13 protein-coding genes are annotated in these 14,283 nt (G+C 69.4%); 8 read left to right on the top strand and 5 right to left on the bottom strand.

Annotation, left to right across the window (positions count from 1 at the left end; genetic code table 11):
* A partial coding sequence (locus AOK17_RS41895) for a sulfite exporter TauE/SafE family protein (protein ID WP_157881509.1) occupies window positions 1-246 on the top strand: 246 nt, incomplete at its 5' end.
* Window positions 247-257: 11 nt separating this feature from the next.
* Here AOK17_RS41895 and AOK17_RS41890 read toward each other — a convergent pair.
* From AOK17_RS41890 to AOK17_RS41880, 3 genes are all read right to left on the bottom strand, one after another.
* The gene (locus AOK17_RS41890) at window positions 258-944 is read right to left on the bottom strand and encodes an NUDIX domain-containing protein (RefSeq protein WP_055617897.1); all 687 of its coding nucleotides are present in this window, start codon (window positions 942-944) and stop codon (window positions 258-260) included.
* A 109-nt stretch (window positions 945-1,053) separates the two neighbouring features.
* Entirely contained in the window at window positions 1,054-1,854 is an 801-nt protein-coding gene (locus AOK17_RS41885) for a fibronectin type III domain-containing protein (protein WP_107102642.1), read from the bottom strand.
* Window positions 1,855-1,864: 10 nt separating this feature from the next.
* A complete protein-coding gene (locus AOK17_RS41880) occupies window positions 1,865-2,467 on the bottom strand; it encodes a hypothetical protein (RefSeq protein WP_107102641.1) in 603 nt (200 codons plus the stop codon).
* A 322-nt stretch (window positions 2,468-2,789) separates the two neighbouring features.
* Here AOK17_RS41880 and AOK17_RS41875 point away from each other — a divergent pair, with 322 nt between their 5' ends.
* From AOK17_RS41875 to AOK17_RS41855, 5 genes are all read left to right on the top strand, one after another.
* The gene (locus AOK17_RS41875; RefSeq protein WP_425424682.1) at window positions 2,790-4,847 is read left to right on the top strand and encodes a galactose-binding domain-containing protein; all 2,058 of its coding nucleotides are present in this window, start codon (window positions 2,790-2,792) and stop codon (window positions 4,845-4,847) included.
* 26 nt (window positions 4,848-4,873) lie between these two features.
* Entirely contained in the window at window positions 4,874-5,527 is a 654-nt protein-coding gene (locus AOK17_RS41870) for a TetR/AcrR family transcriptional regulator (protein WP_055617892.1), read from the top strand.
* Window positions 5,528-5,853: 326 nt separating this feature from the next.
* Entirely contained in the window at window positions 5,854-7,233 is a 1,380-nt protein-coding gene (locus tag AOK17_RS41865) for a cytochrome P450 (RefSeq protein WP_245697707.1), read from the top strand.
* Entirely contained in the window at window positions 7,217-8,224 is a 1,008-nt protein-coding gene (locus tag AOK17_RS41860) for a (-)-alpha-amorphene synthase (RefSeq protein WP_055617891.1), read from the top strand. Before AOK17_RS41865 ends, AOK17_RS41860 begins: the two co-directional genes overlap by 17 nt.
* A gap of 170 nt (window positions 8,225-8,394) precedes the next feature.
* Entirely contained in the window at window positions 8,395-11,304 is a 2,910-nt protein-coding gene (locus tag AOK17_RS41855; RefSeq protein WP_055617890.1) for an ATP-binding protein, read from the top strand.
* A 121-nt stretch (window positions 11,305-11,425) separates the two neighbouring features.
* Here the strand turns inward: AOK17_RS41855 and AOK17_RS41850 are convergent, their stop codons facing one another.
* Together AOK17_RS41850 and AOK17_RS41845 are read right to left on the bottom strand one after the other, a co-directional pair.
* The gene (locus AOK17_RS41850) at window positions 11,426-12,358 is read right to left on the bottom strand and encodes a M56 family metallopeptidase (RefSeq protein WP_055617889.1); all 933 of its coding nucleotides are present in this window, start codon (window positions 12,356-12,358) and stop codon (window positions 11,426-11,428) included.
* A gap of 6 nt (window positions 12,359-12,364) precedes the next feature.
* Window positions 12,365-12,754, bottom strand: coding sequence for a BlaI/MecI/CopY family transcriptional regulator (locus AOK17_RS41845; RefSeq protein WP_055617888.1), 390 nt, complete (start codon window positions 12,752-12,754; stop codon window positions 12,365-12,367).
* 241 nt (window positions 12,755-12,995) lie between these two features.
* On the opposite strand from AOK17_RS41845, the gene AOK17_RS41840 reads away from it, so the two are divergent.
* Together AOK17_RS41840 and AOK17_RS41835 are read left to right on the top strand one after the other, a co-directional pair.
* Window positions 12,996-13,571, top strand: a complete 576-nt coding sequence (locus AOK17_RS41840; RefSeq protein WP_055617887.1) for a TerD family protein — start codon at window positions 12,996-12,998, stop codon at window positions 13,569-13,571.
* Window positions 13,572-13,685: 114 nt separating this feature from the next.
* Window positions 13,686-14,283 (top strand): hypothetical protein (locus tag AOK17_RS41835; protein ID WP_055617886.1); only part of this gene is annotated, 598 nt, incomplete at its 3' end.

Below are 14,283 nucleotides of genomic sequence, written 5' to 3'. Positions count from 1 at the left end.
GACGAGTCGCTGCAGCGACTCACCGCAGCCAAGAACGTCCTGGTCGCCATCGTCAACACGGCCGCCGCGACGTTCTTCCTCTTCGTCGCGGACTTCGACTGGACGGCCGTCGCGCTGATCGCCTGCGGTTCCGCGCTGGGCGGCCAGTTCGGGGCCAAGGTCGGCCGCCGCTTCAGCCCCGCGGCTCTACGGGCCCTCATCGTGGCGGTCGGCACCGTCTCGATCGTCCAACTGCTGCTCCGCTGAGCCCGCGTGGCCTACTCGGTGGCGGACGTGTCCTTTCCGCCGCTGAACGGCCCTTCCAGTGCCGCCCACTGCAACAGCATGATGGTCTTGGCGTCGGCGATCTCGCCGGTGCGGATCATGGCCAGGGCCTGCCGGAAGGGCAGCTCGACGATCTCGATGTCCTCGCCCTCCTCGTCGAGGCCGCCGCCCTCGTGGGTGCGGGTGGCCGGTCCGTACGAGGCCGCGTAGAAGGTCACGCGCTCGGTGACCGATCCCGGGCTCATATAGACGTCGAAGACCCGCTGGACGTCGCCGACCGTGTGGCCGGTCTCCTCGATGACCTCGCGGCGTACGGCGACCTCGGGGTGTTCGTCGTCCTCGTCGAGCAGTCCGCCGGGGGTCTCGACGAGCATCCCGTCCGGGTGGCCGTTGACGTACACGGGATAGCGGAACTGCCGGGTGAGCAGCACGGTTTCGCGGTCCTCGTCGTAGAGCAGGATCGTGGCGCCGTTGCCGCGGTCGTGCGTTTCGCGCTCCTGGGTGGACCAGGTGCCGTCGGCGTTCTGGAAGTCGAAGGTCGTGGTGCGCTCCACGTACCAGTGGCAGGACAGGAGTTTCACGTCCCGCACCTTGACCCGATGGTTTCCCGTCAGGTCCATGCCGACCCGGTCGAGCCCTGTGCGGCCCCTGCTGTCGGGGGTGTCGATGCCCGCGGTCATCGTGCGTCGGCCGAGGAGGAGGTGCGGGTGGTGCCGGAGGTGAATGTGCAGGTGGAACAAGTGGTCATGCCCTGCTTCTACCATCCTGGCCCGGTCCGTGTCAGGCAGGTCAGGGACCGGTGGACCCGCCGGTGGTCAGCCGGACCACGTTCGACCGCTCTCCGTAGGTGAAGGCGCGGACCCGATAGGACGCCTCCTTCTCGGTGGGCAGGGTGATCAGACCTGTGGAATTGACGTCGGGATCGAGGACCACGACGGGTTCGTAGGCCGAGCCCGTTCTCGTCCGGGACTCCAGCAGGAACCCCGCCTCGCCGGAGGCACGGTCCGTCCACGTGAAGAGAATGCCGTTCGCATGCTTGACCGCGGCCTTCAACCCGGTGGGTGCTCCCGCACCCCCGGAACGGAGAGGCCGACCCGGCACCGTCCGCTTCGGATCCTTGCGAGCGGGCAGCCACTCGTGGCCGGAGTTCTCGTCCGCCGCCGTCAGTTCCCCCTTCGGGAGGGTGACGCTCACCGGCTTCGAGACAGGACCGCGAAAGGCGCGCAGCCGGTAGAAGAAGGTGGTGTTCGGGATCAGGTCGGGGTGCCGGTAGCTCGTCACTTGCGGCGGCAGATACTGCAGGACGGTGTACGGTCCCGACTCCTCCGTCGCGAATTCGAGGACGTGGCCGGAGGCACCCGAACCGCCGCCCCGCCAGCGCAGATCGATGTCGGTGGGCGTGGTGCGCTCCGCATTGAGCACGACCCCCGAGGCGGCATCGGCCTTGCCGGCGACGGGGTGCCCGGCGGTCGCGGGAGGCCGGTCCGACCCGTCCTCGCCGGTCGTCCGGGTGGCCGAGCAGGCCGACAGCGCCAGGAGGAGAGCGAGAACGAGCGCTGTCGGCGCCGCTATGCGTACGGGAACACTCATCGGTTCTCGGCTACTTGCGCCAGAAGCGGACGTTGCTCCACACGACGGTGGCCGGCCCGTTGCCGCTGTTGGTGCGGTAGGCGCCGAACTTGTCGTAGAAGCTGCCGCCGGGGCTCGCGTAGGTGTGCTGGAGCGAGCCGTTGATGTACGTGCGGTGCGAACTGCCCACCTGGTGAACGGTGTTGACGCGGACCGTGGCGCCGACCGTGCCCGCGTTGGACAGGGTGGCCCCGCCGTGGACCGCGTACAGGCGCCCGCCGCGTTCGGCGGCGAGCATGAAGTACGGGCCCGCCGCCGACTCGTTGAAGGTCTGCTTGAGGCTGATCCGGGTGCCGCTGAGGCTGCTGATCCGGAAGTAGCCCTCGAACTGGCGGGTGCCGCCGGTGTAGGTGGCGTACCGCCGCTCGGCGCGCTGGTCGCCGCTGGCCGTCGAGCAGGTGAGCTGGAAGGTCAGGCCGTCGACCTGTCCGCAGCCTCGCTCCTGGACGGTGTAGGTGGGAGAGACGGAGGTCCAGCCGCCGGGTTCCACCTCGGCGACGGCGTTCGGCAGGGCGAGGAACGTTGAAGCGCACACCGCACCGGTCACGGTGAGCGCCCGAAAGCGCGTGAGCATGTCGGCTCCTTGGGCGTGGGGGGGGTTCAGTCGGAATTCATAGACATGAACGATGACTGCCTTTTTGAACGACTGAGTGGAAGGTAGGACTGGACCAACGGGCCGTCAAGAGGCCCATGTGCACCAGCTGTTCATCGCCGGGACCCGTCACGGCCGACGAACCATCAGGTCATCCGTCCCGGACTCTTGACTCCGTTCGCCGCAGTCGCGATTCTCGACCCATCATTTGCACGAGTCATGACAACCAGCCGTGGGGTGTCGAGCCTCGACTGTCTGGCTCATCGACTGCGCCGTCCGCCGACCGAAGACGTGGGTGATGACCATGACTCGACAGCCGAACCACAGGCGCAGACCGATCACGGTTCTGTCGTTGCTCCTGCTCGTGATGGCCGTGACGCTCGGCCCCACCCCCAGTTCCGCCGCGGGGACGGACTGGTGGAACCCGGTCGCGCGGCCGGCACCGGACTCCCAGATCGGTGTCACCGGTGAGCCCTTCAAGGGGACGAACTCCCAGGGCGAGGTGCGCGGGTTCGTCGACGCGCACAACCACATCATGGCCAACGAGGCCTTCGGCGGCCGGCTCATCTGCGGCAAGCCGTTCTCCCAGGCGGGGGTGGCCGACGCGCTCAAGGACTGCCCCGAGCACTACCCCGACGGCTCGCTCGCGATCTTCGACTTCATCACCAACGGCGGCGACGGCAAGCACGACCCCGACGGCTGGCCCACGTTCAAGGACTGGCCGGCCTACGACTCGCTGACCCACCAGCAGAACTACTACGCCTGGGTGGAGCGGGCCTGGCGCGGCGGCCAGCGCGTACTCGTCAACGACCTCGTCACCAACGGCGTGATCTGCTCGGTCTACCCCTTCAAGGACCGCAGCTGCGACGAGATGACCTCCATCCGGCTGCAGGCCAAGCTGACGTACGACATGCAGGACTACATCGACGCGATGTACGGCGGCACGGGCAAGGGCTGGTTCCGGATCGTCACCGACAGCGAGCAGGCCCGCAGCGTCATCGAACAGGGCAAGCTGGCCGTCATCCTGGGCGTCGAGACGTCCGAGCCGTTCGGCTGCAAGCAGATCCTGGACATCGCGCAGTGCGACAAGGACGACATCGACGCCGGTCTGGACGAGCTGTACGACCTGGGCGTGCGCAGCATGTTCCTCTGCCACAAGTTCGACAACGCGCTCTGCGGGGTCCGTTACGACGAGGGCGGCCTCGGTACCGCGATCAACGTCGGCCAGTTCCTGTCGACCGGCACCTTCTGGCAGACGGAGAAGTGCACGGGCCCGCAGCACGACAACCCCATCGGGGGCGCGGCGGCGCCGAGTGCCGAGGAGGAGCTGCCGGCGGGGGTCGAGGTCCCGTCGTACGACGACGACGCGCAGTGCAACAAACGCGGGCTGACCGAGCTGGGCGAGTACGCCGTACGCGGCATGATGCAGCGCAAGATGATGCTCGAGATCGACCACATGAGCGTCAAGGCCACCGGCCGGGTCCTCGACATCTTCGAGTCGGAGTCCTACCCCGGAGTGCTCTCCTCGCACAGCTGGATGGACCTCAACTGGACCGAGCGCGTCTACGGTCTCGGCGGCTTCATCGCCCAGTACATGCACGGCTCCGAGGGGTTCAGCGCGGAGGCGGACCGCACCAAGGCGCTGCGCGAGAAGTACGACGTCGGGTACGGCTACGGCACCGACATGAACGGCGTCGGCGGCTGGCCGGCCCCGCGCGGAGCGGACGCCTCGAACCCGGTGACGTACCCCTTCCGCAGCACCGACGGCGGCTCGGTCATCGACAAGCAGACGACCGGTTCGCGCACCTGGAACCTGAACACCGACGGCGCCTCGCACTACGGACTGGTCCCGGACTGGATCGAGGACATCCGGAAGGTCGGCGGCCAGGACGTCGTGGACGACCTCTTCCGGGGCGCCGAGTCGTATCTCGACACCTGGGGCGCGTCCGAGGGGCACAAGGCGGGGGTGAATCTCGCCAAGGGCGCCTCCGCGTCGGCCAGTTCGTCGGAGTCCAACCCGTTCACGAGCTACGCCCCCGGCCGGGCCGTGGACGGGAACACGGACACCCGCTGGGCGAGCGACTGGAGCGACGACCAGTGGCTCCGGATCGACCTCGGCTCCACGAGCACGGTCAAGCGTGTCACCCTCGAATGGGAGCGCGCCTACGGGAAGTCGTACCGCGTCGAGGTCTCCTCCGACGGGACCACCTGGCAAAACGCCTGGTCCACCACCGCCGGTGACGGCGGTCTGGACACGGCCCGGTTCAACGGCGTACCGGCCCGCTATGTACGGATCCACGGGCTGGACCGGGGCACCGACTGGGGCTACTCCCTTTACGAGGTGGGCGTCTACAGCAGCTGACGCCCACCGGAACGAAGGGAACACCCATGGCACGGATGCCGTCGGCCGAACGGCGTCGGCAGCTCACCGAAGCGGCCATCCGCGCGATGACCCGGGACGGCGTTTCCAAGACGACGACCCGGTCCATCGCCGCGGAGGCCGGTCTGTCCCTGAGCGTCTTCCACTACTGCTTCGACTCCAAGCAGGCCCTGGTCGAGTCGGTCATCACGACGATCACCGAGCACTCCGTCACGGTGGTCAGGGAGGCGATCAGGCCCAAGGCCACCCTTCGGGAGACCGTCCGGGCCGGCTTCCAGGCCTATTGGGACCATGTGTCCGCGCATCCGGGCGAGCACATGCTCACGTACGAGCTGACGCAGTACGCCCTGCGTCAGCCGGGGTTCGAGCATCTGGCGCGGCGGCAGTACCAGCTGTACTGCGACACCTACACCGAGCTCGTCGAACAGCTCGCCCGCAGCATGGACTTCGAACTCCGCGTCCCGGCACCCGTGCTGGCCCGCTACCTGGCCGCCATGACCGACGGGCTGACCCTGAACTTCCTCGTGCTGGGCGACGACGCGGCCTGGGCCGACATCCTCGACACGATCACCGACCATGTCGCGGGCCTCGTTCGCGATGCGGACGAACCCCGGCCCCGTACAGGATCCGGGTCCGGCGGTTCCTCTCTCTCGTCCCCCTGATGTGACCCTTTACAAAAGGCCACTTGAGTGACGAAAGGCAATTCCAGTAAATGCAGCATGCATCAACAATGTTTCGCCCAACGCCTCTTTGTGCTCCTGTGCGCCCCCATTGAAAGTTGATCTGGGGAGCCGACAGCAGTTGAACTGGGCAGGACATGACTCAAGCACCGAGCCGGTGGCACGTTCACCGATTTACGTGAGTCGACTGAGGCAGGTGGTATTCGATGAACGACGCCATGCCCGAACCGGATCGACTATGGACTGTGGGCACTGCGCCAGGCATATTCCCAAGCATCAGCCACGGTATCGCTTTGTTTCGTCGGCCGTTGGCTTTTCTGAATTCCCTGCCCGCCCGGGGCGATCTGGTCGAGATACGCCTGGGCCCGATGCGGGCCTGGATGGTGTGCCACCCGGAGCTGGTCCACCGGATGCTCATGGACGCGCGCACCTTCGACAAGGGAGGTTCGCAGTACGACAGGCTCCGGGCGCTGATGGGTGACGGGCTGGTCACCTGCCGCCAGGAGGCACACCGACGGCAGCGCACACTGCTCCAGCCGGGCTTCCGCGCCTCGCGCGTCGCCGACTACACGCAACTGATGGGCGAGGAGGCCGAGTCGGTGTGCCGGGCATGGCGGGCCGGGCAGAGGATAGACGTCAGCGCGGCGATGATGGCCCTGACGACCAGGGTGACCAGCCGCGTCCTGCTCTCCGACTCGCTCGACGACGCCAGGGCCGCCCAGATACGGAGCGCCCTCGGCACCATCGTCCGTGGCCTGTTCGTCCGCACGGTCGTGCCGGTCGACGCCCCGTTCCGTGTCCCCACACCGGCGAACCGCCGCTATCGGCGTGCGGTCGACCGCCTGCACGGGATCATCGACTCCGTCATCGCGGAACGGCGGCGGGGCGCTCCCCGCGACGACGTGCTGGGGACGCTGCTGGCAGCCGCGTGCGACGGGGGCGAGGACGCCGCGGTCACCGAACAGGAAGTCCACGACCAGCTCATCACGCTCCTGATCACCGGCGTGGAGACCACCGCACTGTGCATGGCCTCCGCCTTCAGCCTTCTGGCACAGCATCCGGAGACCGACCGCCACTTGCACTCCGAGGTCGACACCGTGCTCGACGGGCGGCGTCGGCCCGGCCTCGACGACCTGTCGCGGCTCACCTACACCCGGTCCGCCATCACCGAGACGCTGCGCCACTCCCCACCTGGCTGGCTCTTCACCCGCGTCACGACCAGAGAGACGGAGCTCGCCGGGTGCCGAATCCCCCGGGGCGCCACCCTCCTGTACAGCCCCTACCTCCTGCACCACGATCCCGCGTCGTTCCCCAACCCCGAACTGTTCCTGCCCGAGCGCTGGTTGCCGGGTTCGGAGCGGACCACCGCCGCACAGCACCGCGCGATGCTCCCCTTCGCCGCGGGGAGCCGCAAGTGCATCGGGGACGCGTTCGCGATGGCGGAGGCCACCGTTGCTGTCGCGACCATCTCCAGTCACTGGAGGCTGCGCCACCCGCCCGGACCGGTCGGACAACCGCGCCCCGCCGTGACATTGGGTCCGAGGTCGCTGCCGATGATCTGCGAACCACGCTCACGCATTCCGGTCGACACGCCGCCGCGCGCCCGTTCCCTGACACCCCGAACCACGGTGACATCCCGTACACAGGACCCCCGAACGGCAGGTGACAACGGTGTCGACGACGCATGAGGAAATCACGGTCGCCCTGCAAGAAGAAATTCCCGCGGACAACTTGAAGGACCTCATCGACGCCAATCTCTACATGCCGTTCCCTTTCCAGAGCAACCGCCACGAATCCGAATCGGCGGCAGGCGTCGACACCTGGCTGCGCACCTGGGGACTGACCGACGACCCGGCAGTGGCGGCCATGATCGTCAAAACCCGCCCGGCGGAACTCGCGTCCTACAACAGCCCGACCGTGGACCGCGATGTCCTTCAGATCGTGGCCAACCAGATCGCCTACCAGTTCATCTTCGACGACCTGGCGGAAGAGGTCGGCCGACGGCGTCCGGGCCGCCTCCTGCCCATGCTCAGCGAGAGCATCGGCATCCTGCGTGACGGCCGGTCGCCCGTCACGCCCCTCGGGGCGGCCCTGGCCGATCTCCACCACCAGGTCCAGGAACGGTGCACGCCCGCACAGGCCGCGCGGTGGGCGTGGAACAGCCGTGAGTACGTGCACGGGTTGCTGTACGAGGCGGTGGCCCAGACGCACTCTCCTCCGGTGCGGATGGGGTTGTGCAACTCGATACGGTCGCTGACCGCCGGAGTCGAGCCCTTCTACCCACTGTGCGAGGCCGCGCAGCCACACGAACTGGACCCCGAGGAACTCCACCATCCCGTCATGCGGCGTCTGGGACGGCTGTCGGCCGACGCGGCGGTGTGGATTCCCGACCTCTTCTCCGCGGTGAAGGAGCAGGAGGCAGGCGAAATGATCAACCTGGCCCTCGCCTATCAGCGTGCGTACGAGTGTTCCCTGTCGCAGGGCGTCACGCTCGCCATCCGCCGGATCAACATCACCATCGACGAGTTCGAGACGCTCTACGCGAAGATCAAGCCGGAGCTGAGCCCGGCCGGCGTCGGATACGTGGAAGGCATGTCCGGCTGGATTCGCGGGTGCTACTACTGGTCCCGCACCGTGCCGCGCTACGCGGACGCGACGGCGGTGCCTTCGGTCAACTGACAGCAGACCAATCAAGTTACGTTACCTGAAAGCAAGGCGCTCAAACCGTTCCGATGCATGATTCGCCCTTCCCTGTGTACTCATTGCTCAATACGACCAGCCGATGTCCGCAAGGGCGTACGCTCATCGCTGCCTTCCGAAGGATCAACGAACAGGAAGCGGTAGGGCATATGGCGCATGAGCTGCGGCAACCGGACCCCGAGAGCCATCTGTTGCTGGAGCGCCATAGGGAACTCCGTGCGATCGACGCCGCGTTGGCCGAGCTCGGTGATACAGGGGACGGTGTGCCGCGACCGCGGCACACCGGACTGCTCACCTTCACCGGCTCGGCCGGGCTGGGCAAGACGGCGCTCATGACGGAGGCGCGCGCCCGCGCCGTGGCCCACGGATTCACGGTGTTCTCGGGCAAGGGCGGAGAGAAGGAGCAGGAGCTCGCCTTCCACGTGGTGCGCCAGCTTCTGCAACCCGCCCTGGCGGCGATGGAGGAGACCGAGCGCCGGACCTTCCTGGGGAGTTGGTACGACATCGTCTCCGCCGCGCTCGGTCTGGAGGCGACGGGCACCGCCCGGGTGCCGGACCCGACCGGGGTGCGCGACGGACTCGACTGGGTCATGACGCGTCTCACGATGATCAAGTCGCCCGTCATCCTGCTCCTGGACGACATGCACTGGGCCGATGTCGAGTCCCTGAACTGGCTCGCCTCCTTCGCCCCACGGGCCGACGACCTCCCGCTGCTGATCGTCGCCGCCTACCGGCCCGACGAACTGCCGAACGAGGCGGCGGCCTTCCGTACCCTCGTCGAACGCCACCGGAACCGCCCCTACTCCCTCGCACCGCTCACGTCCACGGGCGTGGCACGCATCGTCAGGGACGAGCTGGGTGAAGGAGCCGAGGACGAGTTCTGCGAGGAGTGCTGGACGGCCACCGGGGGAAGCCCGTTCGAGGCCGTCGAGCTCGCCATCCGACTCGGCGAGCGCCGTATGAAGGGAATCCAGGACGAGTTGCCCGCGATGCGGGACATCGCCTCGGCGGTCAAGGGACCCGGGCTGCTCGACCGGCTGCACCGGCTCGGCACGACCACCGTCCGCTTCGCGTGGGCCGCGGCCGTCCTCGGTACGTCCATCTCGCCGGAGCTCGCCGCCACCATCGCGGTGGTCGGCAGCGAGGAAGCAGCCGAGGCGACGGAGAAGTTGCGCACCGCCCGGATCCTGAAGAACGCCCCGGGTCACGGAGGCGGCCTGGAGTTCGTACACCCCCTGATCGCCACGGCGGTCTACCGGGACATCTCCGCGGGTCTGCGGGTCGGTCTGCACAACGCGGCGGCCGAGGCGGTCCACGCCGCGGGGTTCGGCCCCACCGCCGCTTCCCGGCATCTGCTGGAAGTCCCGTGCGAGGGCAGGCCCGAGGCGGTCGCATGCCTGCGGGAGGCCGCCCGCGAGTACCTGTGCGCCGGGGCTCCGGAGGCCGCCCGACGCGTCCTGCCCCGGGCCCTGCAGGAGCCGCCGCTTCCGGAGGACCGGGCGGCACTCCTCCACGAACTCGCGTGCTCGACCTTCCTGATCGAACCCGCGGCCACCGTCAGCCATCTCCGGGCGGCTCTCGCGGAGCCCGGGGTCGACCCCGATCTGCGCGCCTCCATCGTCTACCGGCTGACCCAGGCGCTGGCCCACCTGGACAGGGTGGCCGAGGCCGCCGCCGTGGCCGCCGACGAGGCGAAGCACGCGACCAATCCGCGCATCCGACTGCGTATGCAGGCCGACCACTTCGTATGGAGCGCGTTCCGCACCGACGAGCCCGACTCGGCCGCCCGCTCGCGCAGGCTGGCACGGCTGGCCGGGCGGCTGACCGGCCGTGGTCTGGAGGAGCGGTACATCCTGGGCCTGCGGGCCTGGGACGCCATGATGCGCGGTGAGCCACGGCAGACCGTCCTCGAATGCGCCGAGGAGTCTCTGCGGGGCGGGCTGAGCTGGACGGCCGAGAACCGTGGCTTCGAGGTACCCGTTTCGGTCGCCGTGGCTTTCGCCTACTGCGACCAGCCACGCCGGGCCGAAGAGCTGTTCACCAAGGGTCTGGCGGAGTGCGAGACCAAGGGGTGGCGCGGCTCCCATCTGGCCCTGGGCCAGACGCTCTTCGGCTACATCCGCTACCGCCGCGGCTGCCTCACCGAGGCGGAGGAACTCGTACGTGAGGGACTGCGCACCGCCGACCGGGTGGAAGGAGCGGTGCCCGCCCAGTGGTTCGCCATCGGCATCCTCATCCAGACCCTCCTCGCCCGCGGGCGGACCGAGGAGGCGCGGCAGCTCGCCGACGTCTATCACTACGGCGAGGTGGTCCCGAACGCCGTCATCTACCCGGATCCCCGCACAGTGTACGCCGAGCTGCTCCTGGCCGAGGGCCGGCACTCCGAGGCCGAGCAGTTGCTCTCGGAGGTCGGCGAATGGCTGGATTCACGGTCCTGGCGCAACCCTGCCTGGTGCCCCTGGCAGCTGAATCTCGCGTCCGCCGTCGCTCCCACGGCTCCCGACCGGGCGATCCGTCTCGCCCAGGACGCCGTCAAGCGGGCCCGTGACTTCGGTGCGGCCTCCGCGATCGGCCAGGCGCTCCACACCGAGGCCGAGGTGACGGGCGGACCCGCGTCGCTCGACCTGTACACGGAGGCGGTCGAGCACCTCGAACGGTCGCCCGCCTCGTACGAGTTGGCCCGTGCGCTGGTCGGCCACGGTGCCGCGCTGTCCCGGAACGGCAGGCTGCATGAGGCCGCGGACCGTCTCTACCAGGGCCAGGAAGGCGCCGTCCACTGCGGTGCCGAGGCACTGGCGACCCGGGCCAGGGCAGAACTCTCGGCAGCCGGACTGCGCCCGCTCCCCCTTCGCTACGGACAGACGGACACACTCACCGCTCCGGAACGCAAGGCCGCCGAGATGACAGCCCAGGGGCTCCCGGCAGGGGTGGTCGCGAAGGCGCTGAGCCTCACCGAGCAGGGCGTGACGCGACTGCTCTCCTCGGTCTACCGCAAGATCGGCACCGACGCGGCCGGCCTCGCCCGAGCCCTGGAGACGTTCCCTCGTCCTCGTCCGTGACCTGATGGTCCGAAGGCCGGGTCCGGAGCATCAGGGCCGGGGGTCCCAGCCCCCTTCGCCCAGTGGCGACGGCCCGACCCGTCGTCACCCAGGGCCTGACCGCTGGTTCGCCGGCCAGGGCTCAGAGCGGTGTCGCCGCGTGCAGGATCAGGACCATCGTCACCGCGGAGTTGGCCGAGGACATCGCGGAGAGTGCCGTGCCGACGGCCGCCGCCCAGGTGGCCATGCCCACCGTGGTGAACAGGGAGGGCCAGTTGCGTACCGCGGGAGCGGGTTCCAGGAGGGCCGCCACCCGGCGGGGTACCGGGCCCGGGGCGGCGAAGCCGGCGAGTGTCGGGCGTGGGGTGCCGCGGGAGACCAGGGCCGCCTTGCCGATCGCGCGCGCCACGACCCTGCGGCTGCCCACGGCGTGGGCCGCCTCTTCGTCGGCCCAGCGTTCCGTCGTGTAGGACACGGCCGTTCGCAGGGGTCGCAGGAACGGGTTGGCGCGGGCCGCGAGTTGTACGACCAGGAGGAAGCGGTGGTGGCGGGCCGTCAGATGGGCGCGCTCATGGGCGAACAGGGCGCGCCGTTCGGCGGGTTCGAGGCAGGACAGCAGGGCGGTGGTGACCACGACCCGATCGCGGGCTCCGCCGGGCAGGGCGTACGCGTAGGGCGTCTCGTCGGGGAGCACCGCGACCTCCGTACCTGGCAGTCCGGCCAGCGCTCTGTGGGCGCGGCGGCGCACCCTGCCGTGCCGCCACAGCGTCCCCGCGCACACCACGGCCACCGCCAGGAGGGCGGGGATGGCCACTCGTCCGGCGATCTCGTCGTACGGGACGGCCGCGCGGACCTCGGGGTCCGACCACCCGTCGGGCAGCGGGTTCCCAGGCAGTTGCGCCGTGCCGACGACCATCAGCAGCGCCAGGCAGACCGTGCTGCAGACGGCCATGACACCGGCCACGCCGGTCAGCAGCCGGGTGGCGGTGCCCGGATGCAGGCGCTGCTCGGCCAGCCGGGCGATCGGCCAGGCCGTCAGGGGCAGGACCAAGGGCAGAAAGACGAACACCCCCATGAGGCTTCAGTCTTCCCTCTCCGTCTCGGGCTGCCCGAGCAGTTCACGCAGCAGCCGCTCGTCGTCCGGCGACAGCGCGGTGACGAAGCTGGCCAGCACCGCCTCCCGGTCCGGTTCGCCGTCCAGCACCTTGCGCATCTTCCGTGCCGCGAGCCCGGCCTCGTCCGACGCTGGTGTCCACGCGAACGACCGTCCCGCGCGCTCCCGGGTCACCGCGCCCTTGGCCAGCAGCCGGGTGAGGATCGTGATCACGGTCGTATAGGCGAGATCCCCGCCGAGGCGGTCCTGCACCCAGCCCGCCGTCGCCGGTCCCTCCGCCTCCCGCAAGGCCGACAGGACCTGCACCTCCAGCTCACCCTGCCCCCGCCGCCGGGGACGCCGCCGGTGATCCGTCACGCCCTGTCTCCCTTCCGCTGCCGCGCACTCGCACTTCACGGGCGGTCCATCGTATAGAGATCCGCTCGCTCTCCACTCGCCACCGAACCGCTCCTCCGCCCCCTCCGTTCCGGCCGGCCTCGCGACCCAGTACGACCGACGCACCCCCCATATTTCTACAGTGATGTAGATTTATTTTTCGGGTTCACCATACGGACCCGGCACCGCACACACCGCACAACCGAGCATGAAGGAGAGCAGCGTGGGAGTTTCCCTGGCCAAAGGCGGCAATGTCTCGCTCAGCAAGGAGGCGCCGGGCCTGACCGCGGTCCTGGTCGGCCTGGGCTGGGACGTCCGGACCACGACGGGCACCGACTACGACCTCGACGCGTCCGCGCTGCTGCTGAACGAGGCCGGCAAGGTCGCCTCCGACACTCAGTTCGTCTTCTACAACAACCTCACCAGCCCCGACGGGTCGGTCGAGCACACCGGTGACAACCTCACCGGTGAGGGCGAGGGCGACGACGAGGTCATCAAGGTGAACCTCGCCGGTGTGCCCGCCGACGTCACCCGGATCGTCTTCCCGGTGTCCATCCACGACGCCGAGAACCGCGGCCAGAGCTTCGGCCAGGTCCGTGGCGCCTTCATCCGGATCGTCAACCAGGCCGGCGGCGCCGAGATCGCCCGCTACGACCTGTCCGAGGACGCCGCCACCGAGACCGCGATGGTCTTCGGCGAGCTGTACCGCAACGGCGCGGAGTGGAAGTTCCGTGCCGTGGGCCAGGGTTACGCGTCCGGCCTGGCCGGAATCGCCTCCGACTTCGGCGTCGGCGTCTGAACCGACGGCTCGCGCCCTCCGTATCCACGGGCCCGTCCCCTTCGCCGGGGGCGGGCCCGCGCCCCGCCTGAAGCGGGCCGCACCTCGATCGTTCGAGCGACCCAGGGAGACCACTTGGCCGGCCCGCCCCGCCTCCGCCCGGAGGACCGAGCGGATTTCGAGGACGTACTGCGCCAGGCACTGAGCAGTACGGACATCCGTACGGCGCTGCTCGCCGACCCCACGAGCGCGGCAGCCACGCGGCTGCGCGCCCAGGCGCTGCGGGCCGTGGACGAGATCACGGCCGCGGCAGGTGACGAGTACCGCGAGTACCTCGCCGCGCGTACGGTCATGGAACGCGGCCGGCGGTCCCGTACCGGCGAGGAACACGGTCGGCCGTCCACGACGACCGTGGAGCGCGGTCAGCAGTCCGGGACCACCGCGGAGCACGACCGGCAGCCCCAACCGGCCGATCCCGGGGCCTTGTTGCCCGCCCTCGCCGCGCTCACTCCGCCGATCGCCGGTACGGCGGCGGCGGTCCTGCTCGTGCTCGGCTACAGCCTTCGGCTCGCCGACGCGCAGGGGTCGATGGGCGGTTCGCTCGTCACCGCCGGCTGGCTGTTCGCGCTCATCGCGGTCGCGAGTACTCTCGCCGGGCTGACCGCCCTGTTGTGCACCGCGTTGCGCGCACGCCCCGGCCACGGCGACCGGACCGGGGCGTGCGCGCAACGCG

It is taken from the genome of Streptomyces phaeochromogenes (assembly GCF_001418655.1).
GTDB lineage: Bacteria > Actinomycetota > Actinomycetes > Streptomycetales > Streptomycetaceae > Streptomyces > Streptomyces phaeochromogenes.
Note: the sequence above shows the minus strand (reverse complement) of the source record. Positions and strands in the feature narration are given on the sequence as shown.